The organism is Flavobacterium lacisediminis (assembly GCF_025909975.1).
GTDB classification, from domain to species: Bacteria; Bacteroidota; Bacteroidia; order Flavobacteriales; family Flavobacteriaceae; genus Flavobacterium; species Flavobacterium lacisediminis.
On record NZ_JAPCIO010000004.1, the window covers coordinates 161,280 to 183,720 of the forward strand.

At 32.6% G+C, this 22,441-nt stretch carries 21 protein-coding genes; 4 read left to right on the forward strand and 17 right to left on the reverse strand.

Annotated elements, in window-relative coordinates; translation table 11 throughout:
* Positions 1 to 79: 79 nt before the first annotated feature.
* Both purH and OJ995_RS07715 read right to left on the reverse strand, forming a co-directional pair.
* Positions 80 to 1,612 carry a bifunctional phosphoribosylaminoimidazolecarboxamide formyltransferase/IMP cyclohydrolase gene (gene purH, locus OJ995_RS07710; RefSeq protein ID WP_264368883.1) on the reverse strand — a complete coding sequence of 511 codons (1,533 nt, stop codon included), beginning with the start codon at positions 1,610 to 1,612 and terminating at the stop codon, positions 80 to 82.
* A 186-nt stretch (positions 1,613 to 1,798) separates the two neighbouring features.
* Complete coding sequence (locus tag OJ995_RS07715; protein WP_264368884.1) at positions 1,799 to 2,815, reverse strand: type I restriction enzyme HsdR N-terminal domain-containing protein; 1,017 nt, start codon at positions 2,813 to 2,815, stop codon at positions 1,799 to 1,801.
* Between the two features lie 178 nt (positions 2,816 to 2,993).
* Between OJ995_RS07715 and OJ995_RS07720 the strand changes: the two genes are divergently transcribed.
* Together OJ995_RS07720 and OJ995_RS07725 are read left to right on the forward strand one after the other, a co-directional pair.
* Entirely contained in the window at positions 2,994 to 4,244 is a 1,251-nt protein-coding gene (locus OJ995_RS07720) for an ABC transporter permease (RefSeq protein ID WP_264368885.1), read from the forward strand.
* Between the two features lie 68 nt (positions 4,245 to 4,312).
* Positions 4,313 to 6,721, forward strand: coding sequence for a TonB-dependent receptor plug domain-containing protein (locus OJ995_RS07725; protein ID WP_264368886.1), 2,409 nt, complete (start codon positions 4,313 to 4,315; stop codon positions 6,719 to 6,721).
* A gap of 40 nt (positions 6,722 to 6,761) precedes the next feature.
* Here the strand turns inward: OJ995_RS07725 and accD are convergent, their stop codons facing one another.
* From accD to tamL, 3 genes are read right to left on the reverse strand one after another with little or no spacing between them, the layout of a single operon-like run.
* Entirely contained in the window at positions 6,762 to 7,616 is an 855-nt protein-coding gene (accD, locus tag OJ995_RS07730; RefSeq protein ID WP_264368887.1) for an acetyl-CoA carboxylase, carboxyltransferase subunit beta, read from the reverse strand.
* A 58-nt stretch (positions 7,617 to 7,674) separates the two neighbouring features.
* The gene (fbaA, locus tag OJ995_RS07735) at positions 7,675 to 8,742 is read right to left on the reverse strand and encodes a class II fructose-bisphosphate aldolase (RefSeq protein ID WP_264368888.1); all 1,068 of its coding nucleotides are present in this window, start codon (positions 8,740 to 8,742) and stop codon (positions 7,675 to 7,677) included.
* Between the two features lie 47 nt (positions 8,743 to 8,789).
* Positions 8,790 to 11,339, reverse strand: coding sequence for a translocation and assembly module lipoprotein TamL (gene tamL, locus OJ995_RS07740; protein WP_264368889.1), 2,550 nt, complete (start codon positions 11,337 to 11,339; stop codon positions 8,790 to 8,792).
* A gap of 36 nt (positions 11,340 to 11,375) precedes the next feature.
* On the opposite strand from tamL, the gene OJ995_RS07745 reads away from it, so the two are divergent.
* Positions 11,376 to 12,101, forward strand: coding sequence for a TrmH family RNA methyltransferase (locus OJ995_RS07745; RefSeq protein ID WP_264368890.1), 726 nt, complete (start codon positions 11,376 to 11,378; stop codon positions 12,099 to 12,101).
* 3 nt (positions 12,102 to 12,104) lie between these two features.
* On the opposite strand, the gene porT is transcribed toward OJ995_RS07745, so the two are convergent.
* The 12 genes from porT to OJ995_RS07805 form a co-directional block, all read right to left on the reverse strand.
* The gene (porT, locus tag OJ995_RS07750) at positions 12,105 to 12,797 is read right to left on the reverse strand and encodes a type IX secretion/gliding motility protein PorT/SprT (protein ID WP_264368891.1); all 693 of its coding nucleotides are present in this window, start codon (positions 12,795 to 12,797) and stop codon (positions 12,105 to 12,107) included.
* Position 12,798: 1 nt separating this feature from the next.
* Positions 12,799 to 13,530: a bifunctional demethylmenaquinone methyltransferase/2-methoxy-6-polyprenyl-1,4-benzoquinol methylase UbiE gene (ubiE, locus tag OJ995_RS07755; protein WP_264368892.1), complete on the reverse strand. Its 732-nt coding sequence runs from the start codon at positions 13,528 to 13,530 to the stop codon at positions 12,799 to 12,801.
* A 53-nt stretch (positions 13,531 to 13,583) separates the two neighbouring features.
* Complete coding sequence (locus OJ995_RS07760; RefSeq protein ID WP_264368893.1) at positions 13,584 to 14,069, reverse strand: dihydrofolate reductase; 486 nt, start codon at positions 14,067 to 14,069, stop codon at positions 13,584 to 13,586.
* Between the two features lies 1 nt (position 14,070).
* The gene (locus OJ995_RS07765; protein WP_264368894.1) at positions 14,071 to 14,499 is read right to left on the reverse strand and encodes an energy transducer TonB; all 429 of its coding nucleotides are present in this window, start codon (positions 14,497 to 14,499) and stop codon (positions 14,071 to 14,073) included.
* 9 nt (positions 14,500 to 14,508) lie between these two features.
* Positions 14,509 to 15,096 carry a hypothetical protein gene (locus tag OJ995_RS07770; protein WP_264368895.1) on the reverse strand — a complete coding sequence of 196 codons (588 nt, stop codon included), beginning with the start codon at positions 15,094 to 15,096 and terminating at the stop codon, positions 14,509 to 14,511.
* A gap of 102 nt (positions 15,097 to 15,198) precedes the next feature.
* A complete protein-coding gene (locus OJ995_RS07775; protein ID WP_264368896.1) occupies positions 15,199 to 15,645 on the reverse strand; it encodes a DUF4262 domain-containing protein in 447 nt (148 codons plus the stop codon).
* A 145-nt stretch (positions 15,646 to 15,790) separates the two neighbouring features.
* Positions 15,791 to 16,222 carry a hypothetical protein gene (locus OJ995_RS07780; RefSeq protein WP_264368897.1) on the reverse strand — a complete coding sequence of 144 codons (432 nt, stop codon included), beginning with the start codon at positions 16,220 to 16,222 and terminating at the stop codon, positions 15,791 to 15,793.
* A 97-nt stretch (positions 16,223 to 16,319) separates the two neighbouring features.
* Positions 16,320 to 17,144 carry a thymidylate synthase gene (locus OJ995_RS07785; RefSeq protein ID WP_264368898.1) on the reverse strand — a complete coding sequence of 275 codons (825 nt, stop codon included), beginning with the start codon at positions 17,142 to 17,144 and terminating at the stop codon, positions 16,320 to 16,322.
* A gap of 71 nt (positions 17,145 to 17,215) precedes the next feature.
* Complete coding sequence (locus tag OJ995_RS07790) at positions 17,216 to 18,583, reverse strand: nucleoside permease (RefSeq protein WP_264368899.1); 1,368 nt, start codon at positions 18,581 to 18,583, stop codon at positions 17,216 to 17,218.
* Between the two features lie 18 nt (positions 18,584 to 18,601).
* The gene (locus tag OJ995_RS07795) at positions 18,602 to 19,225 is read right to left on the reverse strand and encodes a bifunctional nuclease family protein (protein ID WP_111567342.1); all 624 of its coding nucleotides are present in this window, start codon (positions 19,223 to 19,225) and stop codon (positions 18,602 to 18,604) included.
* A 179-nt stretch (positions 19,226 to 19,404) separates the two neighbouring features.
* On the reverse strand, positions 19,405 to 20,373 hold the full coding sequence (locus OJ995_RS07800) for an electron transfer flavoprotein subunit alpha/FixB family protein (RefSeq protein WP_111567341.1): 969 nt from the start codon (positions 20,371 to 20,373) through the stop codon (positions 19,405 to 19,407).
* Positions 20,374 to 20,398: 25 nt separating this feature from the next.
* Positions 20,399 to 21,145, reverse strand: a complete 747-nt coding sequence (locus tag OJ995_RS07805; protein WP_264368901.1) for an electron transfer flavoprotein subunit beta/FixA family protein — start codon at positions 21,143 to 21,145, stop codon at positions 20,399 to 20,401.
* A 272-nt stretch (positions 21,146 to 21,417) separates the two neighbouring features.
* On the opposite strand from OJ995_RS07805, the gene OJ995_RS07810 reads away from it, so the two are divergent.
* The gene (locus OJ995_RS07810) at positions 21,418 to 22,395 is read left to right on the forward strand and encodes a pyruvate dehydrogenase complex E1 component subunit beta (RefSeq protein ID WP_133610360.1); all 978 of its coding nucleotides are present in this window, start codon (positions 21,418 to 21,420) and stop codon (positions 22,393 to 22,395) included.
* The last annotated feature ends 46 nt before the right edge of the window (positions 22,396 to 22,441 follow it).

Consider the following 22,441-nt stretch of genomic DNA (forward strand, 5'->3'; position numbering starts at 1 on the left):
TCTGATATATTTTCAAATAAAAACGCATTAAAAAATAATATTTTAATGCGTTTTTAAATTATGTGATTTTAAGTAAATTTTAGTGCTTAAAATGACGGATTCCTGTGAATACCATTGCCATGTTATTGGCGTTGCAATAATTAATACTTAATTCGTCTTTTATAGAACCTCCTGGTTGAATCACAGCTGTAATTCCGGCTTTGTTTGCGATTTCTACACAGTCTGGGAAAGGGAAGAAAGCATCACTTGCCATTACAGCTCCTGTTAAATCAAACTCAAATGAAGTTGCTTTTTCAATTGCATGACGTAAAGCATCTACTCTTGAAGTTTGTCCGGTTCCAGAAGCACACAATTGTTTGTTTTTTGCAAATACAATCGTGTTTGATTTCGTGTGTTTGCAAATTTTCGAAGCAAATAATAAATCTTCAATTTCTTCTGCTGTTGGAACAGCCGTTGTAACCGTTTTTAAATGGTCTTTAGAATCGGTAACATTGTCTTTATCTTGAACTAAAACACCGTTTAAACAAGTACGAACGGTTGTTTGTGGTAATTCTACTTCGTTTTGGATTAAGATAATTCTGTTTTTCTTTTCTTCTAAAATGTCAATTGCTTCTTGATCATATGCTGGAGCAATTACTACTTCGCAGAACAATTGGTTGATTTCATTCGCTGTAGCAACATCAATTTTTCCATTCGCAATTAAAACTCCTCCAAAAGCTGAAGTTGGGTCGCCTGCTAAAGCATCTAAATACGCTTCTTTCATGGTGTTTCTTGTAGCTAAACCACAAGCGTTATTGTGTTTTAAAATCGCGAAAGTTGGATTGTCGTTTTTGAATTCGTTCATTAAATTCACAGCCGCATCAACGTCTAATAAGTTGTTGTATGACAATTCTTTTCCGTGAACTTTGGTAAACATTTTATCGAAATCGCCATAGAAAAATCCTTTTTGATGTGGATTTTCACCATAACGCAATACATTTCCGTTTTGTTCGCTGATTTTTAAAACCGGTTCTTCAAAAACTTGATTGAAGTAGTTAAAAATAGCCGAATCATAATGTGAAGAAACATTAAAAGCTCTTGAAGCTAATAATTTTCTGTTTTCTAAAGTAGTAGCGCCATTATTTTCGGTATAGAAATTTAAAAATGGTGCATATTGTTCAACAGAAGGAACAATTACCGTGTCTTTGAAATTTTTAGCTGCTGCTCTAATTAACGAAATACCACCGATATCGATTTTCTCGATAATATCTTGTTCGCTAGCGCCAGAAGCAACGGTTTTTTCAAACGGATACAAATCCACAATTACTAAATCGATTTGCGGAATGTTGAATTCTTTCATTTGTTCCACATCACCTGCGTGGTCTTGACGGTTTAAAATACCACCGAAGATTTTTGGATGCAACGTTTTTACTCTTCCGCCTAAAATTTCAGGAAAAGCCGTAATATCTTCTACAGCAACTACTGGAATGCCTAAATCTTTGATAAAAGTTTCAGTTCCGCCGGTAGAATAAATGGTTACATTGTTTTGGTGAAGGGCTTTAACAATAGGTTCTAAACCGTTTTTGTCAAATACAGAAATCAATGCCGAAGCAATTTTTTTTGTTGTGTTCATGGTGTTGTGTTGTTGTATCTGAATAGGTCTCAGATAAATGTTGTTGTTTTCGTGGTGCAAAAGTAGGTATACTTCTTAAAATAGTCAAACTTTATTGTTTTATATTTTTTTGATTGTGTACGCGAGTGTGACGCTCATGCTAGCAATTTTTTAAAAAGAAAACCACTTAAAAAGTGGTTTATTAATTTATTTTTGAAAATATTGCATTGTAAAATCAAGCAGTTGTTTCTTTATTGCAACAATACTATCAATTCCGTTAACCTCATATTTTAAACCATTAAGCTCAATGAAGTATTTATTTTTTGAGCTAGTTATTTTACAAATAATTTTTTTGTTGTTGTCATCAACTAAGATATTAAAGCTATTTTTTTGGTCTCTATATGAAATTCTATCAGAATCAATTTCTTTTTTATGAATTAAGATAGTTTTTATTGCATGATATATTTTAAGTTCTTCAGCAGTAGTTATAACAATATTACCGTTCTTTGATTCCTCTTCAATTACTTTTGGAAGTGCATTTTGAATTGAATTTGAATTTATTAAAGTTCGCAATTTACTCTTTACTGTGTCAGTCATTCTTTTGCCTTGCATTCTATTAAAAATTGCTTTAATAAAATCGTCAGATGGGTCAGCTAGTTCTGAAGCAAAAGCATCAGTAAAGCCCTGTAAAAAATAAAATTCAGATGCTTCTTCTAATAATTCCTTAATATCAATATTGTTTCTGTGAAATTTTGAAAGATTTTCGAAAAGAGAATCGTTTAATTCTGAAAAATCTAACACTAGAAAAGGTGTTACATTTAGATTTGTTTCTTTGTTTGATTCATCAGGACAATAAAATCGCCATTCAATACCGTTTGTCAAAATACCCAGTTTAGAACTTGGTGTATTGATAAAGTATCCGTTTAATTGTGACGCCTCTTTATCTGTTAGATTTTTACCATATTTTTTACACTCAACTAAAATCTCAGGATTTTTTCCTTTTATAATTAAACCAATATCAGCTTTGTCATTTTTTTGTCCCCAACCTGCATTAATTTCTGTCAACATATCATCAAATCTGCTATAACCTAATGTTTCTATTATAGGTTCTATCAAATATTGTCTGGTTTGCGCTTCATTTGTACATTTCTCTTCAAGCTTTGAAAAATCAATTTTTGTTAGTGATTTTTTAATAGCAGTTGCAATTTGTTTGTTGGTAGGCATAGTAGAATTTTTTAGTAATTTTCTTATTGTTTGAAACCAAAGTTAATTATTTTTTGAATAAAATAAATACGTATTTCCGTAAAATTGAAAATTAAAACATATTTATCAAATATAAATAAATTCCCCTCAATTGTAACATTTTCACTCATTGCTCTACTTATAGTTATAGCTCAATATTATGCTTTTATATTTACGATTACTTTCAGAAAGTTTCAGTTTTGCCATTAACGCGTTGCGCAACAATAAATTGCGTACGCTTTTGTCGTTGTTAGGTGTTACCATTGGTATTTTTTCCATTATTGCGGTGTTGGCTGCGGTAGATTCTATGGATAAAAAAATCAAAGAAGATTTGAGTGATATGGATATGAATACCGTGTATTTAATCCGTTTTTCATTCGGGCCTTCTGAAGTGCCTCGTTGGAAAAGACAACAATTTCCAGATGTTACCTATGAAGAATACGAGCATTTAAGACGATCAGTAAACGGAATTGATAAAATGTCGTTTAATCTTTTTACGCGTAACGAAAACATAAAATACGATTCTAAAACGGTGAATTCAATTCGTGTAAAACCGTCAACTTCTGAGTTTTTTGATATTGAACCAGTTAAAATCGATAAAGGACGTTTGTTCAACGAATCGGAATCCAATTCAGGAAGTCCAGTTATCGTAATTGGAAGTGAAGTGGCTACAGGTTTGTTTGAAAATAGTGACCCTATCGGAAAAAAAGTGCGTTTGTATGGTCAAAAGTTTACTGTTATTGGTGTATTGAAAAAACAAGGTCAAGGAATGTTTGGTGATAGTTCAGATATTGCGGTGTTTTTTCCAGTGAATTTCTTAAGAAAAATGTATGGTGATAATAGTGATATGTTAACGCCAGCTATTTTAATAAAACCTGAAAAAGGAATTGATATTGATGAATTTAAAGCCGAGTTGTCTCAAAAACTAAGAGCTTTTAGAGGTGTGAAAACAGGTGAAATTGATAATTTCTTCCTAAATGTATTGTCTGGATTCACCGATTTTATTGATAACATCATAGGTCAAATGAATATGATAGGTTGGATTATCAGCGCGTTTTCGCTTTTAGTGGGAGGATTTGGTATCGCCAATATTATGTTCGTATCGGTTAAAGAGAGAACGAACTTAATCGGAATTCAAAAAGCATTAGGAGCTAAAAATAAATTCATTTTGTTTCAATTCTTATTTGAAGCTATTATTTTATCATTAATTGGTGGAATGGTAGGTATGTTTTTAGTTTGGATTATTGCTATCGGACTTTCGGCAGCCCTTGATTTCGAATTTGTTTTAAGCGCTTCAAACATGTTATTAGGTTCAGGATTAGCAGCTTTTATCGGATTAATTTCCGGAATTATTCCTGCTATTTCGGCTTCAAAATTAGATCCTGTAGAAGCCATTAGAAGCGGAATGTAATTTGTGGCAATAAGTGACAATCATTTTGTAAATTTGTACACACTAATTATTAAAACATTTCGGAAAAAATGCTTAAGCAATTATTACTCATTATATTTTTTGGATACACAACTACGTTTTTTTCTCAAACAATAACCATAAAAGACAAAGAATCAGGTGAGCCATTAGAATCGGTTACGCTTGCTTCCGAGGATAAGAAAGTCTACGTTGTTACAAATAACAAAGGTCAGGCTGATGTTTCTGATTTTGTTGGGTTTAATAAAATTATCATCCAATCTTTTGGATATGAAACTCAAATTGTGAGTTATAATCAATTGGAATTAGCTTCTTTTCAGTTGAATTTAACAGCTTCCTTATTGGCAATGGATGAAATAATTGTTTCTGCAAATCGTTGGAAACAAAATACTCGAGATATTCCAGTAAAAATCACCTCTATTTCTAAGAAAGATATCCAATTGCAAAATCCGCAAACGGCTGCCGATTTATTAACGGTTTCTGGTAAAGTGTTTATGCAAAAAAGTCAGCAGGGTGGTGGAAGTCCTATGATTCGTGGTTTTGCTACTAATCGTTTGCTCTATGCTATTGATGGTGTGCGAATGAATACCGCAATTTTTAGAGGTGGAAATATTCAAAATGTCATTTCGTTAGATCCATTTGCTATTGAAAAATCAGAGGTTTTATTTGGACCAAGTTCTGTTATTTACGGAAGTGATGCTATTGGTGGTGTAATGAGTTTTCAAACCTTAACACCACAATTTACAACGGAAGAAAAACCGTTTGTTTCAGGAAGTGCTTTTACAAGATACTCTTCTGCTAACAACGAAAAAACCGGACATTTTGATGCTAATGTAGGTTGGAAAAAATGGGCTTCGGTTACGAGTATCAGTTCTAATGATTTTGGCGATTTAAAAATGGGAAGTCATGGTCCAGATGAATATTTACGACAATTTTATGTAAAGCGAATAAATGGAGTTGATGTGGTAGTGACTAATGATGATCCATTAGTGCAAAAACCAACGGCTTATTCTCAAATTAATTTGATGCAAAAAGTGCGTTTTCAACCTAATGAAAAATGGGATTTTCAATATGGTTTTCATTTTTCGGAAACATCTAGTTATTCAAGATACGATAGGCATATTCGTTATACCAATTCAGGAATGCCACGTTATGGCGAATTTGATTACGGTCCGCAAAAATGGATTATGAATAATTTGTCAATTTCGAATATGCAAGCTACGAAAGCGTATGATGAACTTTCTATTCGTGTGGCGCATCAGTTTTTTGAGGAAAGTAGAATCAGCCGCAATTTTAATAATCCAAATCGTGCCATTCGTACCGAAAAAGTAAATGCAGTTTCTGTAAATGCTGATTTTACTAAGAAAACGAGTGATAAAAACTCCCTTTTTTATGGATTGGAATATGTAATGAACGACGTAAATTCAGAGGGGATTGATGAGAATATTGTTGCAGGAACAAGTCAAACAGGACCTGCTCGATATCCACAATCAAAGTGGAATTCGTATGGTGTTTATGTAAATGATCAATATAAATTTTCTGAAAAAACGTTGCTTCAAGCGGGATTGAGATACAATCAGTTTGTATTAGATGCTGATTTTGATACTACTTTTTATCCGTTTCCTTTTACCGAAGCAAAAATTAATGATGGTGCTTTAACTGGAAGTTTAGGTTTGGTATATCGTCCAACAGCGAAATGGGTGATTAGTTCGAATGTAGCAACTGCTTTCCGTTCTCCTAATGTGGATGATTTAGGAAAAGTGTTTGATTCAGAACCAGGTTCGGTAGTTGTTCCTAATCCAGATTTAAAGGCAGAATATGCATATAACGTAGATTTGAATGTAGCTAAATTATTTGGTAAAAATGTAAAAGTAGATGTTTCTACTTATTATACTTTACTAGAAAATGCTATGGTAAGAAGAGATTTTACTTTGAATGGCGCTACCGAAATTATCTACGAAGGCGAATTGAGTAATGTACAAGCCATTCAAAACGCAGCCAATGCAAAAGTATACGGAATTCAAGCCGGAATTGAAGTAAAATCAGCAACAGGGTTTTATTTCCATGGCGATTTGAATTATCAAAAAGGAGAAGAGGAATTGGATAATGGCGATAAAAGTCCGTCTCGTCATGCTGCGCCATTTTTTGGTGTAGGTCGTTTGGGATATGCTAATTCAAAATTAGATTTACAATTGAATGCGCAATTTAGCGATGAAGTTTCATATGATAATTTAGCCGAAGAAGAAAAAGGAAAACCTGAAATTTATGCCATTGATGGTAATGGAAATCCGTATTCTCCAAGTTGGTATACCTTAAATTTAAAATCGATGTATAAGCTTAATGAATCATTTACCGTTACGGCAGGTTTAGAAAATATAACGGACCAACGTTATCGTCCTTACAGTTCCGGAATTGTAGCGCCAGGAAAGAATTTTGTTTTGGCTTTGCGAGCTAAGTTTTAAGCATAAAAAAATCCCGATATCACTATCGGGATTTTTTGTTTTATCTGATTTCTTGATTTTGAATTAAATCTAAATACAAGTTAATTTTGTTTTTCAACTCTTTTCTGTGAGCGATGAAATCTAAAAATCCATGCTCTAATAAGAATTCTGAAGTTTGAAACCCTTCTGGTAAATCTTTACCTGTTGTATCTCTTACAATACGTGGTCCTGCGAATCCAATTAAAGCTCCAGGTTCTCCAATATTGATATCTCCAAGCATTGCGTAAGAAGCTGTTGTTCCACCCGTTGTTGGGTCAGTACACAATGAAATGTATGGAATTTTTTCTTCTGCTAATTGTGCTAATTTAGCTGATGTTTTAGCTAACTGCATTAACGAGTAAGCGGCTTCCATCATACGTGCTCCACCTGATTTAGAAATCAATACAAATGGCACTTTGTTTTTGATAGAATAATCGATAGCTCTTGCAATTTTTTCACCTACTACAGCTCCCATAGAACCACCAATAAAAGCGAAATCCATACAAGAAACAACTAATTCTTTTCCTTTTGATTTTCCTACACCCGTACGGATGGCATCTTTCAATTTGGTTTTGTCCATTACATCTTTTAAACGATCACTATATTTTTTAGTGTCTTCAAATTTTAATGGGTCTTTAGAAGTTAAATTAGCATCTAACTCTTTGAATTCGTTATTATCGAATAAAATTTCGAAATATTCTTTACTACCAATTCTAACATGAAAATCATCTTCTGGACTAACCCATAAGTTTCTTGCTAATTCATCAGTATCAACAATTTTTCCTGTTGGTGATTTATACCATAAGCCTTTAGGAACATCTTTTTTGTCCTCAGTAGCTGTTGTAATTCCTTTTTCTTTTCTTTTAAACCAAGCCATAATTTTAATGGATAATGAATAATTGACAATTACATAATTATCAATTATCAATTGTTAATTATAAAGTATTTACGTTATTTAAATCAGCAAAAGCTTGTTCTAATCTTGTGTTGAACGTAACTTCTCCTTCACGAACCCATTTTCTTGGATCGTAGTGTTTTTTATTTGGACTATCGGCACCATCTGGACTTCCGATTTGAGTTCTTAAATAATCAATTTTATTTACCATATAATCACGAATTCCTTCTGTGAAAGCAAATTGTAAATCGGTATCGATATTCATTTTGATTACTCCGTAAGAAATAGCTTCTCTAATTTCTTCTAAAGTAGAACCTGAACCTCCGTGGAATACAAAATCAACCGGGTTGTTTCCTGTGTTGAATTTATTTTGAACGTATTCTTGCGAATTTTTAAGAATTTTTGGAGTCAATTTTACATTTCCTGGTTTGTAAACACCATGCACATTTCCGAAAGAAGCTGCGATAGTAAATCTTGGACTTACTTTCATTAATTCTTCGTATGCGTATGCTACTTCATCAGGTTGTGTGTATAATTTTGAACTATCTACATCCGAATTATCTACACCGTCTTCTTCACCACCTGTAATTCCTAATTCGATTTCTAATGTCATGCCCATTTTGCTCATTCTTTCTAAATATTTTTTAGAAATTTCTAGGTTTTCTTCGATAGGCTCTTCTGATAAATCAATCATGTGAGAACTGAAAAGTGATTTTCCAGTTTCGGCAAAATGTTTTTCTGAAGCATCTAATAAACCATCAATCCAAGGTAATAGATTTTTAGCGCAGTGGTCAGTATGTAAAATTACCGTTGCACCATAAGCTTCTGCTAAAGTATGAATGTGTTTTGCACCAGCAACAGCTCCTAAAATGGCAGCTTTTTGATTTTCATTTGATAATCCTTTTCCAGCATTAAATTGTGCCCCACCATTAGAAAACTGAATGATAACTGGCGCATTTAATTTTGCAGCTGTTTCTAAAACACCATTAATTGTACTAGATCCTACAACATTAACTGCAGGTAATGCAAATCCTTTTTGTTTTGCGTAATTAAAGATTTCTTGTACTTGATCTCCGGTAGCAACACCAGGTTTAATATTGTGACTCATAGTTGATTGTTTTTAGTATAGTTGTGCAAAAATAATAATTTAAAAAATTAGAACGGATAATTAATACCAAAATTTAGCACTGTTTTGCTAAAGTTCACACCTTTTAGCCATCGGTCGCCGACTTCTCTTCCTGGGTCGTAAGCTTTGTAGCCTAAATCGAAACGGAAAACAAAGAAGTCAAAATCGTATCTTAAACCAATTCCCGAGCCAAAAGCCAAGTCTTCAAAAGAACTAAATCCGTTGAACGTGTAATTTTTATCTGTAACGTTATCGAATACATTCCAAATGTTTCCAATATCTGCAAAGAAAGCACTGTAGAAATTTCCTCCTACTCTAAAACGATATTCTAAACTATAAGCTAATTTAAAGTTAGCTTCGTTAAAATCGTTAATACCACCACTTCTTCCGGGTCCTAAACTATAGGCTTGCCAGCCTCTGTTGTCGTTAGATCCCCCCGAAAAATAACTTCGCGAAAATGGAATAGATTGCGCATTACCATACGGTACAGCTAAGCCTGCAAATGCTCGCATAGCTAAAGTATTTTTCTTACCAAAATCCCAGTGTTTGATGAAATCTATTTCTCCTTTTATGTATTGTGAATATTCAATTCCAAACATGGTTTTGTTACCGTTTGCGCTTAATGGTTCGTTTTTAGAATTCGCTAATAATGAAATTAGATTTCCAGCTGATTCAACTTTTGTTCTAATCGAATAGAAGCTATTGTCTAATAAACTGGCTTTAGTATTTCTGAAAAATGTAATTCCTGATGAAACAATTAAGTTGTTTTCAATTAAACGTTCTCTTCTTTCTCCAATACTGCGAATGGTTTTGTATTCGTCATCACTAGGAATTAAAGAAGTTATTCCGTTTTGAACATCTTGAATGAAATTTATAGCGCCTTGTGTCGTTAAATTATCATTTACAATATTGTCTGGGTCAACATTGTAAAGTTGAGCCAAATCATTTAAAGTGTTATACGAAGAAGAGTAAACGTTAAAATAATTTTCTGGATTTAGATTTTTAATAAACTGAATGTTAAGTAAGTCGAATCGAATCGTGTGCTTTTGTTTTGGAATCCAATTATAATTAAAAACACCGGTTAAATTTTCCTTATCCAAACCAATATTTCGTTGACTTGTTAAACCAATATTAGCATTGGTTGTAGGCAACATTTCTTTTTTGATAATATTTCTAGTATTTACAGGAAATACAATTCTTGGAAAACTTAATTTTCCTTCTACACCATATTCAGAAATATTGAAAAATACATTATTTGGATTGGCTAAGTCTTTAGAAGAACCAATGTTTCCTTTTGCTGATAATTCAAATGTTTCGGCTCTTTTAAATAAGTTTCTCCATGTAAAAGACATCCTTCCGCTAATTCCAAATTCTTGAACATCAGAAGTGGTAACATCTAATGAGGGTTGCCAAATATATTTTGGTTTACTCATTAAATAAATGTTAGCTATAAGTGAAGTTCTTGTACTATCGTTAGGGTCTTCAATGTACTCAATATTTGGATAGTTGAATACTTTTAAATTACTTAATGATTTAGAGGTTAGCGTTCTATCATTGTCACTAAATAATTTTCCTTTTTCAATAAAAATAGCATTTGTGATGGCTTTAGGTTTGTATTTTAATTTTCCAGCACTATAAATATTGAAATTTTTATACGTAACACTATCATTAAATTGATTGCGTTCTTTTTTAGAAGTATTGTTGGTAAAAATATTAACCTGACTAATTTTATATACCGAAAAAGGACGTTTTACCAAAGTGTCGCCATCTTTTACATAACGATCTTCAATTTTTAAATTGATATCCATTTTTTGAACAGAATCATCAATAATAGCATCATATTTTATATTACTTTCCTGAAAATGATATACCCCATTATTTCTTAAATATTGGGTGATTCTTTTTCTTTCACTGTCAAAATTATTAAAACTATATCGGTCTCCTTTTTTTATAAAAGTCTTTTTTTCTTGAAGCGAATACAAACTATCAATAATAGGTGTTTCTATGTTTTTTGAAATGGAGTCAATGAAATAAGGTTTTCCAGTTGATATTTTGTAAACAACTTTTCCTTTTTTATTTCCAACCGAATCAACTTCCATGGTGACTTTATTTCGAATATAACCATCGTTGTAGTAATAGCCGCTAAGACGATCTTTGGATTTAATTGTTTTTCTTTCTTCAATTATTACAGGAGCTTCTCCTGTTTCTTTCATGAAATTATGAATTCCACTAACAAAAAAAGAATTGCCTAATCGACTTACTTGTTTAGCCGATAAAAATCGATTAAGTCTTTTAATTCTATTGGGTTTTTTGTTGAGCCAAGCTTGGTAAGAAGAATCCGGATTTGGTTTTGCAGCATTATATAAGGTTAGTCCAAATGGGTAATTTAAAAATTTAGTATTAGGTTGTTGTACCACTAAATTATTAATACGGTCTTCCTTGTTCAATTCGTCATTAACGAAGATTTCGTTTTTGGTCAATAACTTTTCACTTTCGGGTACTCGCTTCACTAACGAACACGAATAAATTATTGTTCCGATTACAAATAATAATGTTATTTTTGATAAATTATTTCTCAAAGCACTTTTTAAAAGTTAGTCAAAAATACAATTTTTATGGTTAGTAAAAACCAAATTAAACTAATAACGAGTTTACAACAAAAAAAATATAGAAAACAAGAACAACTTTTCTTTGCCGAAGGCGTAAAGGTAGTTCAAGAATTGTTGAATTCTAACTTTGAGTTGCAAGATTTGTTCACAACAAAGCGAGATTTTCTTACAGTTCCAAAAGACAAAGTTCATGCCATTTCGGATGCCGAATTAAAAAAAATCAGTGCTTTAACCACTCCAAATACTTGTTTAGCGGTTTTTAAAATTCCAAAAGTAAAAGAATGGGCTGAAAAAGGAATAATTGTAGCTTTGGATGATGTTCGCGACCCGGGAAATCTTGGAACTATTATTCGTTTGTGTGATTGGTTTGGAATTGAAACTTTGTTTTGCTCCGAAGAATCAGTAGATATTTATAATCCAAAAGTAGTGCAAGCTACGATGGGTTCTATAAGTAGAGTCAACGTGGTGTATGGAAATTTAGTAACGTTTTTAGCGAAAACTAAATTGCCAGTTTTTGGAACTTTTATGGATGGAAAAAATATTTACCAAGAAGATTTACCAAAAGAAGGAATCATTATTATGGGAAATGAAGCCAATGGTATTTCTAATGAAGTTGAAAAATTAGTTTCAGAACGCATTGCAATTCCAAGATTTGGGAATTTACAAGTTACAGAAAGCCTTAATGTGGCTACTGCAACAGCAATTATTCTAAGCGAATTTAAGCGAAAATAAATTTTAGTGGAATGTAAAGTTCACGAAAAAACCACGTGTTTTCATTTCTTGCACGTTTCCTGTCCAAGGACTAGCTGGGTTGTTGTCTCGAATTAATTCATCTTTCATACTGAAAACTCCTCTAATTGATGGAGAGAAAACGAAATATTCAAAATACAAATCAATCCCAAATCCTACTTCATAGAAATTAGACCATTTAGTCATACGGAATCTATTATTGTAGTTGTCGTCTGGAGCTTCTGCGTTACTTCCTAAATTTAAGGCAGTAGATATACCTCCTACAAGATAAGGACGAACATTTCCTGTACGCAATGCTGAGTATTTCAACAAGAAAGGAAAGAAAATATAGGTTGATTTTACTTCACGTAATCGGTTAACTGGATCCGTTATGTTAGGATAAATAAGGTTTCTTTGTGTAATAAATAATCCCGGTTCAAATCGGAAATCTAAATATTCAGTTAACCTTAAATTACCAATAAGTCCTACATTAAAACCTGTTGTAGATTGCACTTCAATATCTTGGGTAACCGATAAATAATCGAATTTAAAATCTAAGCTATTAAATCCAAGGTAATATCCCCAATGAACACGTTGTTTGTTCCAATTTTCTTTATTGATAATTGGGTCTTTGCTAAACATGCCTTCCTGAGCAAAAAGGATAGGTGAAAAAAGTAATAAAAACAGAAACTTTTTCATATTATTTTTTAGATGCTTGGTAAATAGTCGCTACTCCAAAAGTCTGAGGTAGATGCTTTACATCTATAAACCCAATTTTTCTCAAAATATTGTTCAATACTTCTCCAAACGGAAATTCGTTAGCAGAATTTGATAAGTAAGTGTAAGCGGATTGATCTTTTGAAAACAATTTTCCTACTAACGGAAGAATTACTTTTGAATGAAAAGCATAACCTTGTTTGAATGGAAATTTAGTAGGAACCGAAGTTTCTAAAATGATAAATTGTCCGTTAGGTTTTAATGTTCTTAAGATTTCAGACAAGCCTTTTTCAAGATTTTCAAAATTACGAACGCCATAAGCCACGGTAATAACATCAAAATAATTATCAGGATAAGGAATGTTTTCGCCATCACCTAAAACCATTTGAATTTTTGAGTCTAATTTTTGCGCTTCAATTTTTTTCTTTCCAATGTCTAACATCCCTTGTGAGATGTCTAAACCAATGATTTCAGTAGCAGAAGTTGTTGCAAATAAAATAGCCAAATCACCCGTGCCAGTTGCAATATCTAAAATAGATTTTGGCTGACTTGCCGCTACCATTTTCAAGATTTTTTGCTTCCATTTTGCATCGGTGCCAAAAGAAATTACTTTATTAAGACCATCATAGTTGCCAGAAATGTTGTCAAACATTTGAGCAACTTGTTCTTTTTTACCTAATTCTGAATCTTTGTATGGCGTTATATTTTTTGACATTTTATTAATTTTGGAACACAAAAGTACGATTAATAATCAAGAACTTAAAAAAATTACCTTTTAACATACGTTAAAAAAGTAAAATCGTAATCGTGTTTTTCGTCTTTAGTGTGGAATTCTTCAAAAACTAATTCCCATTTATCAGTATCAATTTCTGGGAAAAAAGTGTCCGCTTCAATGGTAGTATGCACACGCGTTAAATCGATTTTATCCGCAATTTCGATGGATTGCTTATAGATTTCGCCTCCACCAATGATGAAAACTTCTTCCTCTTTTGGACACAAAGCAATCGCTTTTTGCAAACTACTCGCTACTAAACAACCTTCTGGAGCTTCGTAATCTTTTTGTCGCGTAATGATAATGTGTGTTCGGTTTGGTAACGGTTTCGGAAAACTTTCGAAAGTTTTTCTCCCCATCACAATATAATGACCGGAAGTAATGGTTTTAAAACGCTTAAAATCATCTGGCAAATGCCAAACCAATTGATTGTCTTTTCCTAAAGCGTTGTTTTCGGATGCGGCTGCGATTATGGTAAGCATGTTATTGAAGTTTGAAGGTGACAGGGAAAGAATAATGCACTTTAACAGGTTTCCCTTTTTGCATGCCAGGTTTAAATTTAGGCAAAAGGTTTACAATTCTAACCGCTTCTTTTTGTAAAATTTTGTCAGCTCCACTTGTTGTTATATTTGTAATAGAGCCGTCGAAGTCAATTACAAAATCCACTTTTACAGTTCCTTGTATTCCTTTATTAAGAGCTTTTTCAGGATATTTTAAATTTTTTTTGACATGATTTGCAATCTTTTTATCAAAACAACTTGCATCATTAGTGTTTTCATTACAACCTTCGTAAACTGGATAAGTTTCTAAATCAATAAATGCAATTTCTGTTGAATCTTTTACAGATTCCTGACTGAATACTAAGAATGACTGAGTAATTATAAATAAAGTAAAAAGTATTTTCTTCATCATTAAAAATTATTATTTATTAAATCCAATATTCAAATCGGAGTGGAAAAAGATTTTTTTTAGTTCTTCGTGTTTGGTTTCAAATTCTTCTTTGGTGATTGCTTTGATGGCTTTTAACCATTTGAAATTATTCAACTGACTTTCGTAATCTAGATTTTCATCGATACTTGCAAAGTTTTCTCTTAAATATACATTTCGAGCTTTGATGATTTCATCGATAAAATCATCTACGGTTTTAGCATCTGGAATGTCTTTTAGTATTAAAATGCTGTTACCATCCATGAGTTTTACTTGCCAAAAATCGCCAATGCTTAGCCAATAAATCACAAACAAAATCGTAGCAATTGCAAAGCCAAGAAGTGAAATCCATTTACCAAAATCTAAAAACAAATTGATAATACTCAATAGATTTAGACCCATTGAAACTAATAGCAAAACATTATTGGAAGATTTAAACGAAACTTTCTCGCCATCAATATTCTCAAACGGCATATCAATTTCATTCGTGTTGCCAAACTTAGAAACTTTACAGAACAATTTTGCCTCGGAAATACGCAATTCTCGAGTGACAAAGTTTTTTTTCTGTATCAATGTTTTCATGATGAAAGTTTAGGAATCCAATCAAAACGCTAAGGTAGTAATTTTGTGAGGAATTATTTTTAATGCTAACATTTAAAATACGTCAAAAAGTATGAAATAAAATTACGAAATTAACTTTCCAATTATTTCTTGATTGTATAAATATCCTGTCTCATTTGGAAATTTACCTGTTGTGTCGGGATAAATTAATTGCACGCATTTGTAATTTTCATTTCCATAAAAATGCTGACTCGCGTAATCATAGTCATTAAGTTTTTCTTTTTCGACTTCAATGAAGTAAACCGGAAATTCAAAATCTTCTGAAAAAGAATTTATTTTTTTGTTAACCTTTAAAATGTTTTCCTTGTATTTTTTAGCATAATCAGCAACTAATGAAAAAGAAAGACTTTGTGGTAAACCTGATAAAAAAACCTCTGGGATTTGATAACTTTTATACAAACCAGTTGAATAACAAAACGACGGACCATTTTCATCTTCCATTACATAGGTAATGTGAAAACCAAACTTGGCTACATTTTCATGAACTTTTGAATGATATTGTTCTGGCATTGGTTTAATATTACCGTTTAGGAGCTTTATGAAGTGGCTGAAATCACACTCACGGACGGAAACAAATATATCGGAAAAATCCCAAACGTATCCAATTACACACCAAACTCCGTCATTTCATAAAGTCGCTGTTACTTATAGTTTTTTATAAAATGTACTTTCCCAACATTATTGACCCCGAGAAATTTTCGAGGTTGCTTAAAATTATATCATTAATGATTAATTGCTTATTATTTTTTTTGCTATTATTTATTTTGGTGTAAACTTTTATTAAATCATTTAGTTCTTCAGTACTATAGAAAGACAAAGTGTTTAAAATTGTGCTTTTGAAATATTTTAATTGTACAGATTCTTTTAATTTTTTTACATACTCCGCGCTCCAATTATTTTGCTGGGCATTTTTATCTATCTTTTTGTAACAATATGTTTTTAGAAAAGCTTCATAGTCGCAAACTTCGATTAGTTTTTCTATTAAAACTTCTTTATCTCCAGAAGGCATAGCCATCGAAGGAGGGTTTTGAGAAAAAGTTTTTGATGTAATTACAAAGAAGAAAAAAATTAAAAGTTTGATTTTCATAATATATTTTTAAAATTATAGACAACTCGTTTATAAGCATGATGAAATCATGTTTATCTTACCCAATTTTGGATATATATGTCTGACAAAAGTTAGTTTAAACCGCCACAATACCTTTAATATGCGGATGCGGGTCATACCCTTCTAACGTAAAATCTTCAAACGTGAAATCGAAAATATTTTTAATTTCTGGGTTTAATTTCATCGTTGGTAAAGGTCGACACTCGCGAGATAGTTGTAACTCTAACTGCTCCATGTGGTTGTTGTAAATGTGCGCATCACCAAAAGTGTGAATGAATTCACCTACTTGTAAATCGCAAACTTGCGCAATCATCATGGTAAACAAAGCATAAGACGCAATATTAAACGGAACGCCTAAGAAAATATCAGCACTACGTTGGTACAACTGGCAACTTAATTTTCCATCGGCAACATAAAACTGAAAAAAGGCATGACATGGAGGTAAAGCGGCTTTTCCATTGGCAACGTTTTCTGCAAACGAAACCGAAGTATCTGGTAAAACACTAGGATTCCAAGCAGAAACTAACATTCTTCTGCTGTTTGGATTGGTTTTTAGCGTTTCGATTAATTCGGTAATTTGGTCGATTTCTTCGCTGTTCCAATTACGCCATTGGTGTCCGTAAACCGGACCTAAATCGCCATTTTCATCGGCCCATTCGTCCCAAATTTTCACACCGTTTTCTTGTAAATATTTGATATTGGTATCGCCATTTAAAAACCACAACAATTCGTAAATAATCGATTTTAAGTGTAGTTTCTTAGTGGTTACCATTGGGAAACCTTCGCTTAAATCAAAACGCATTTGGTAACCAAAAACACTTAAGGTTCCAGTTCCTGTACGGTCGCCTTTTTGGTTGCCGTTTTCTAATACGTGTTTTACTAAATCGTGATATTGTTGCATTTTAAGTCAGAAGTTAGAAGTTAGAAGTCAGAAGTTTTTGAAATCTTCAACAACTTATTTCATTAATAAAATTAATGTGAAATGTTCGAAACGTCTTTTGGATTATGTTTATGTTTGAATAGAATTGCAAATGCGATTGCGATAATAGCGGCATATATTGCAAATGTTAACCAAACTGGTTCCCATTGAATTATTCCAATTGGTTTGTTAAGAACGTTATCAGTAACAACTTTATCTTTTAATAAAGATTTAACCCATTCGTTATCTGTAGTTAAGTTGAATTTGGTTAAAAATTCATTTAAGTTATAATATTTATCAGTAAAAAATTTATCAATGACAAATCCACTTGTAACGCTTCCTAAAACTGCTCCAAATCCGTTAGTCATCATCATAAATAAACCTTGAGCCGAAGAACGAATCTTAGAATCAGTTGAGGTTTCTACGAATAATGAACCTGAAATGTTAAAGAAATCAAATGCCATTCCGTAAACCACACATGATAAAATAATCATCCATAATCCTTCACCAGGATTTCCGTAAGCGAATAATCCGAAACGTAAAACCCATGCAATCATACTAAACAACATTACTTGTTTGATTCCGAAACGTCTTAAGAAAAACGGAATTGCTAAGATGAATAAGGTTTCAGATATTTGAGAAATCGACATAATTAAAGTCGAATATTTTACTACTAATGAATTAGCATATGTTGGATCGTGTTTGAAATCATCTAAAAATACATCACCGTAAGCGTTGGTTAATTGTAAAGCAGCTCCAAGGAACATACTGAATACAAAGAATAAGGCTAATTTATAATCGGCAAACAATTTAAACGAACTTAATCCCATAAGTTCCATAAATGATTTGTTTTCTGTAGTATTTCCTTCTGGTTCACATTTTGGTAATGTAAAGGAATACAATCCTAAGAAAATAGCGGCAATTGCAGCAATGTAAAATTGATTTTCAGAAGCTTTGTTTCCGGTTAAGTTGGTAATCCACATGGCTACAATAAAACCAATAGTTCCCCAAACGCGAATAGGTGGAAAATCTTTCACTACATCTAAACCTCCTTTTTTCAAGGCATTGTAAGCAACTGAATTTGAAAGAGCAATAGTTGGCATATAGAAAATCATCGCCACTAAAATTACCCAAAAGAAATCAGATGGATTGCTAACTTGTGGAACATATAAAAGTGTTAAACCTCCCAAAATATGAAGAGCTCCATATAATTTTTCAGCGTTTATCCATCGGTCGGCAACAATTCCGCAAAGGGTTGGCATAAAAATCGAAGCAATTCCCATAGTAGAAAAAATAGCTCCAAATTGTGCTCCATCCCAATTTTTAGTTCCAAACCAATAATTTGCTACTGTGATAAGCCAAGCTCCCCAAACGAAGAACTGGAAAAAGTTCATTATCGTTAATCTGAATTTTACATTCATACTGTTATAGTTAAAGTATTAAGATTCTTTTTTTGAGATTTCATCTCTAATTTTTGCTGCTTTTTCGTAGTCTTCGTTTTGAACAGCTTCGTCTAATTTTTCGTATAATTCTTTTAGCGAATATCCTGAATAACTATCAGCAGGAACAACTACATCTTCTTGTCCAAAAGTTTCTGGAGTAGAAAGAATGTCATCGTTTTCCTGGTTTTCTGCATTTTCAGAAGGATTAATGCTAAGGTAAATTCCGGCTTTGTCTAAAATGTTTTTGTAAGTAAAAATAGGAGCATTAAAGCGTAAAGCTAAGGCAATCGCATCAGAAGTTCTAGCATCGATAATTTCTTCGATTTTGTCTCTTTCGCAAATAATACTCGAATAGAAAACACCATCAACTAACTTATGAATAATAACTTGCTTTACCACAATGTCAAATCGGTCGGCAAAACTTTTAAATAAATCGTGTGTAAGTGGGCGAGGTGGCTTGATTTCTTTTTCTAAAGCAATAGCAATAGATTGAGCTTCAAAAGCACCGATAACGATAGGTAGTTTTCGATCACCATCCACTTCATTTAAGATTAAGGCATAAGCTCCGTTTTGCGTTTGGCTATAGGAAATACCTTTTATAGTTAATTTTACTAAACTCATTTCAAATTGTTAATTATCATTTCTTTGATGCCTGATTTGGATTTTTAAACACCATCACAAAGTCAGAAAATGGCTAACAGAAAAACGGTTAGCCATTCGCTCCAAAAATAAAAAAAAGAGCTATCTAAACAAAGATAACTCTAATTTTAATTTAATATATTTTTTAAACAACTATTTTGTTACGAGTTGCTTGCTTTAAATGCTTTTAATTTTTCAATTAATTGAGGCACTACAGTGAAAGCATCACCTACAACACCATAATCAGCTACTTTAAAGAAAGGTGCTTCTGGATCTGTGTTGATAACTACTTTTACTTTTGATGAGTTAATACCTGCAATATGTTGAATTGCTCCAGAGATTCCAACTGCAATGTACAAGTTAGAAGCTACTGGTTTTCCAGTTTGTCCAACGTGCTCACTGTGAGGTCTCCATCCGATGTCAGAAACTGGTTTAGAACATGCAGTTGCTGCACCTAAAACAGAAGCTAATTCTTCAATCATTCCCCAGTTTTCTGGACCTTTCATTCCACGACCAGCAGAAACTACGATTTCAGCATCAGCGATAGTTACTTTTCCAGTTACTTTTTCTACGTTTTCAACTTTGATTCCGAAATCAGCATCGTTTAATGATGGTGCGAAGCTTTCTTCAGTCATAGCAGCAGCATTTTCTACTAATCCGAAAGAATTTTTAGCAATTCCTAATACTTTTACTGGAGTTGAAATTTCAGTAATGTTGAATGCTTTGTTTGAGAAAGCAGTTCTTTTTACTTGGAAAGGTGAAGTGCTTTCTGGTAACGCTACAACATTTGAAGCATAACCAGCTTCTAAAGCTACCGCTACTAGTGGAGCTAAATACAAACTATCTGTAGTTGAAGAAACCAATACAATTTGAGTTCCTTCTTTTTTAGCCGCTTGAGCAATTACATCAGCATATGCTTTTGCGCTAAAGTTGTTTAATTTGTCGTTAGAAACGTTTAAAACTTTGTCTACTCCGTAAGCAGCTAAAGCACTGTTGTCAGAGTTGTTAATAGTTACAGCGGTAACTGTTGTTCCCATTGAAGCAGCTACTTTTTTTGCGTAAGAAGCTAATTCGAATGCTACTTTTTTAATTTTTCCTTCTGCTGATTCAGCATATATTAATATCGACATGATTCTTTAATTTTTAGGTTTGAAATTAGATAACTTTCGCTTCGTTGTGTAATAAGTTAATTAACTCATCTAAGTTGTCAGCATTTACTAATTTAACTGCTGATTTAGCAGCTGGTTTTTCAAATTTAACAGCTTTAGTTGCAGTTGCGTCGCCTGTTGGTTCTACCAAAGTTAAAGCTTTAGTTCTTGCCATCATGATTCCTCTCATGTTTGGAATACGTAAATCTTTTTCTTCTACTAAACCTTTTTGACCACCAATAATTAATGGTAAACCTGCAGAAATAGTTTCTTTTCCACCGTCAATTTCTCTAGTTACTTTTGCTTTGTTTCCATTTACGTCGATACCAACACAAGCGTTTACGAAATTGAAACCTAATAATCCAGCAACCATTCCTGGAACCATTCCACCATTATAGTCTAACGATTCTTTTCCAGCAATTACTAAATCATAACCTCCGTTTTTAACAACTTCAGCTAATTGTTTTGCAACAAACATTCCGTCTGTTGGGTTTGCATTAATACGAATTGCTTCGTCTGCTCCAATTGCTAATGCTTTTCTTAAAGTTGCTTCAGCGTCAGCTCCACCAACATTTACAACGGTAACATTTGCTCCTTGTTGCTCTTTAAACCAAATGGCTCTAGTTAAACCAAATTCATCATTAGGATTAATTACAAATTGAACACCGTTAGTGTCAAACTCACTGTCACCATTGACAAAATTAATCTTTGAAGTAGTATCAGGTACGTGACTGATGCAAACTAATATTTTCATTTTTATGTATTTTGTTAGTGAATATTTTCTGTCCCAAAAATACAAATTAATTTCTAAATAAAAACTATGCGCGCATAATAAATGTGTTTTTCTTAGATAAATTAGCTTTTTTTTAGGAATAGTTTAATTGTAGAGTTGTGTTTTGTGTTTTGATTGAATATTTTTAACGCTAAAACGTTTTAGTAGAAAGTGTTGCCATTTTTTTTAATAACGAATTAGAATAATTATATTTTTCTTACTTTTGCCAATCATAATTCAAAGAAATTAATTTCATGAGAACGATACAATTTAGAGAAGCTATTTGTGAAGCGATGAGCGAAGAAATGCGTCGCGACGAATCAATATATTTAATGGGTGAAGAAGTAGCAGAATATAATGGAGCTTACAAAGCTTCAAAAGGAATGCTAGATGAATTTGGACCAAAACGTGTAATTGATACTCCTATCGCAGAGTTAGGATTTGCAGGAATTGCTGTAGGTTCGGCTATGAATGGGAATCGTCCTATTGTAGAGTTCATGACGTTCAACTTCTCATTAGTAGGAATTGACCAAATTATCAACAACGCAGCAAAAATGCGTCAAATGTCTGCTGGACAATTTCCGATGCCAATGGTGTTTAGAGGTCCAACAGCTTCTGCAGGTCAGTTAGGTGCAACACATTCACAAGCTTTTGAAAACTGGTTTGCAAACACTCCAGGTTTAAAAGTAGTAGTTCCTTCTTCAGTTTACGATGCTAAAGGTTTATTAAAATCAGCTATTCGTGATAATGATCCAGTTATTTTCATGGAATCAGAACAAATGTATGGAGATAAAGGTGAAGTGCCAGAAGGAGAATACACTATTCCATTAGGAGTTGCTGATATCAAAAGAGAGGGTACAGATGTTACAATTGTTTCATTTGGTAAAATCATTAAAGAAGCTTACGCTGCAGCTGATGAATTAGCAAAAGAAAATATTTCTTGTGAAATTATCGATTTAAGAACGGTTCGTCCTATGGATTACGATGCGATTTTGAATTCGGTTAAAAAAACAAACAGATTAGTAGTTTTAGAAGAAGCTTGGCCATTTGCTTCAGTTGCTTCTGAGATAACTTATATGGTACAAGAAAAAGCATTTGATTACTTAGATGCTCCAGTTCAAAGAATTACAACTGCTGATACTCCAGCGCCATACTCACCAACTTTATTAAAAGAATGGTTGCCTAATTCACAAGATGTAATTAAGGCTGTGAAAAAAGTTATGTATAAATAATAATTAACTTATTATATTTGGAACTTCATCAGTAACTTTCTGATGA

What these genes read in the sequence shown, in the direction of transcription:
- purH (WP_264368883.1), bottom strand. Translation starts at nt 1,612, where the DNA reads ATGAACACAACAAAAAAAATTGCTTCGGCATTGATTTCTGTATTTGAC.
- OJ995_RS07715 (WP_264368884.1), bottom strand. Translation starts at nt 2,815, where the DNA reads ATGCCTACCAACAAACAAATTGCAACTGCTATTAAAAAATCACTAACA.
- OJ995_RS07720 (WP_264368885.1), top strand. Translation starts at nt 2,994, where the DNA reads ATGCTTTTATATTTACGATTACTTTCAGAAAGTTTCAGTTTTGCCATT.
- OJ995_RS07725 (WP_264368886.1), top strand. Translation starts at nt 4,313, where the DNA reads ATGCTTAAGCAATTATTACTCATTATATTTTTTGGATACACAACTACG.
- accD (WP_264368887.1), bottom strand. Translation starts at nt 7,616, where the DNA reads ATGGCTTGGTTTAAAAGAAAAGAAAAAGGAATTACAACAGCTACTGAG.
- fbaA (WP_264368888.1), bottom strand. Translation starts at nt 8,742, where the DNA reads ATGAGTCACAATATTAAACCTGGTGTTGCTACCGGAGATCAAGTACAA.
- OJ995_RS07745 (WP_264368890.1), top strand. Translation starts at nt 11,376, where the DNA reads ATGGTTAGTAAAAACCAAATTAAACTAATAACGAGTTTACAACAAAAA.
- porT (WP_264368891.1), bottom strand. Translation starts at nt 12,797, where the DNA reads ATGAAAAAGTTTCTGTTTTTATTACTTTTTTCACCTATCCTTTTTGCT.
- ubiE (WP_264368892.1), bottom strand. Translation starts at nt 13,530, where the DNA reads ATGTCAAAAAATATAACGCCATACAAAGATTCAGAATTAGGTAAAAAA.
- OJ995_RS07760 (WP_264368893.1), bottom strand. Translation starts at nt 14,069, where the DNA reads ATGCTTACCATAATCGCAGCCGCATCCGAAAACAACGCTTTAGGAAAA.
- OJ995_RS07765 (WP_264368894.1), bottom strand. Translation starts at nt 14,499, where the DNA reads ATGATGAAGAAAATACTTTTTACTTTATTTATAATTACTCAGTCATTC.
- OJ995_RS07770 (WP_264368895.1), bottom strand. Translation starts at nt 15,096, where the DNA reads ATGAAAACATTGATACAGAAAAAAAACTTTGTCACTCGAGAATTGCGT.
- OJ995_RS07775 (WP_264368896.1), bottom strand. Translation starts at nt 15,645, where the DNA reads ATGCCAGAACAATATCATTCAAAAGTTCATGAAAATGTAGCCAAGTTT.
- OJ995_RS07780 (WP_264368897.1), bottom strand. Translation starts at nt 16,222, where the DNA reads ATGAAAATCAAACTTTTAATTTTTTTCTTCTTTGTAATTACATCAAAA.
- OJ995_RS07785 (WP_264368898.1), bottom strand. Translation starts at nt 17,144, where the DNA reads ATGCAACAATATCACGATTTAGTAAAACACGTATTAGAAAACGGCAAC.
- OJ995_RS07790 (WP_264368899.1), bottom strand. Translation starts at nt 18,583, where the DNA reads ATGAATGTAAAATTCAGATTAACGATAATGAACTTTTTCCAGTTCTTC.
- OJ995_RS07795 (WP_111567342.1), bottom strand. Translation starts at nt 19,225, where the DNA reads ATGAGTTTAGTAAAATTAACTATAAAAGGTATTTCCTATAGCCAAACG.
- OJ995_RS07800 (WP_111567341.1), bottom strand. Translation starts at nt 20,373, where the DNA reads ATGTCGATATTAATATATGCTGAATCAGCAGAAGGAAAAATTAAAAAA.
- OJ995_RS07805 (WP_264368901.1), bottom strand. Translation starts at nt 21,145, where the DNA reads ATGAAAATATTAGTTTGCATCAGTCACGTACCTGATACTACTTCAAAG.
- OJ995_RS07810 (WP_133610360.1), top strand. Translation starts at nt 21,418, where the DNA reads ATGAGAACGATACAATTTAGAGAAGCTATTTGTGAAGCGATGAGCGAA.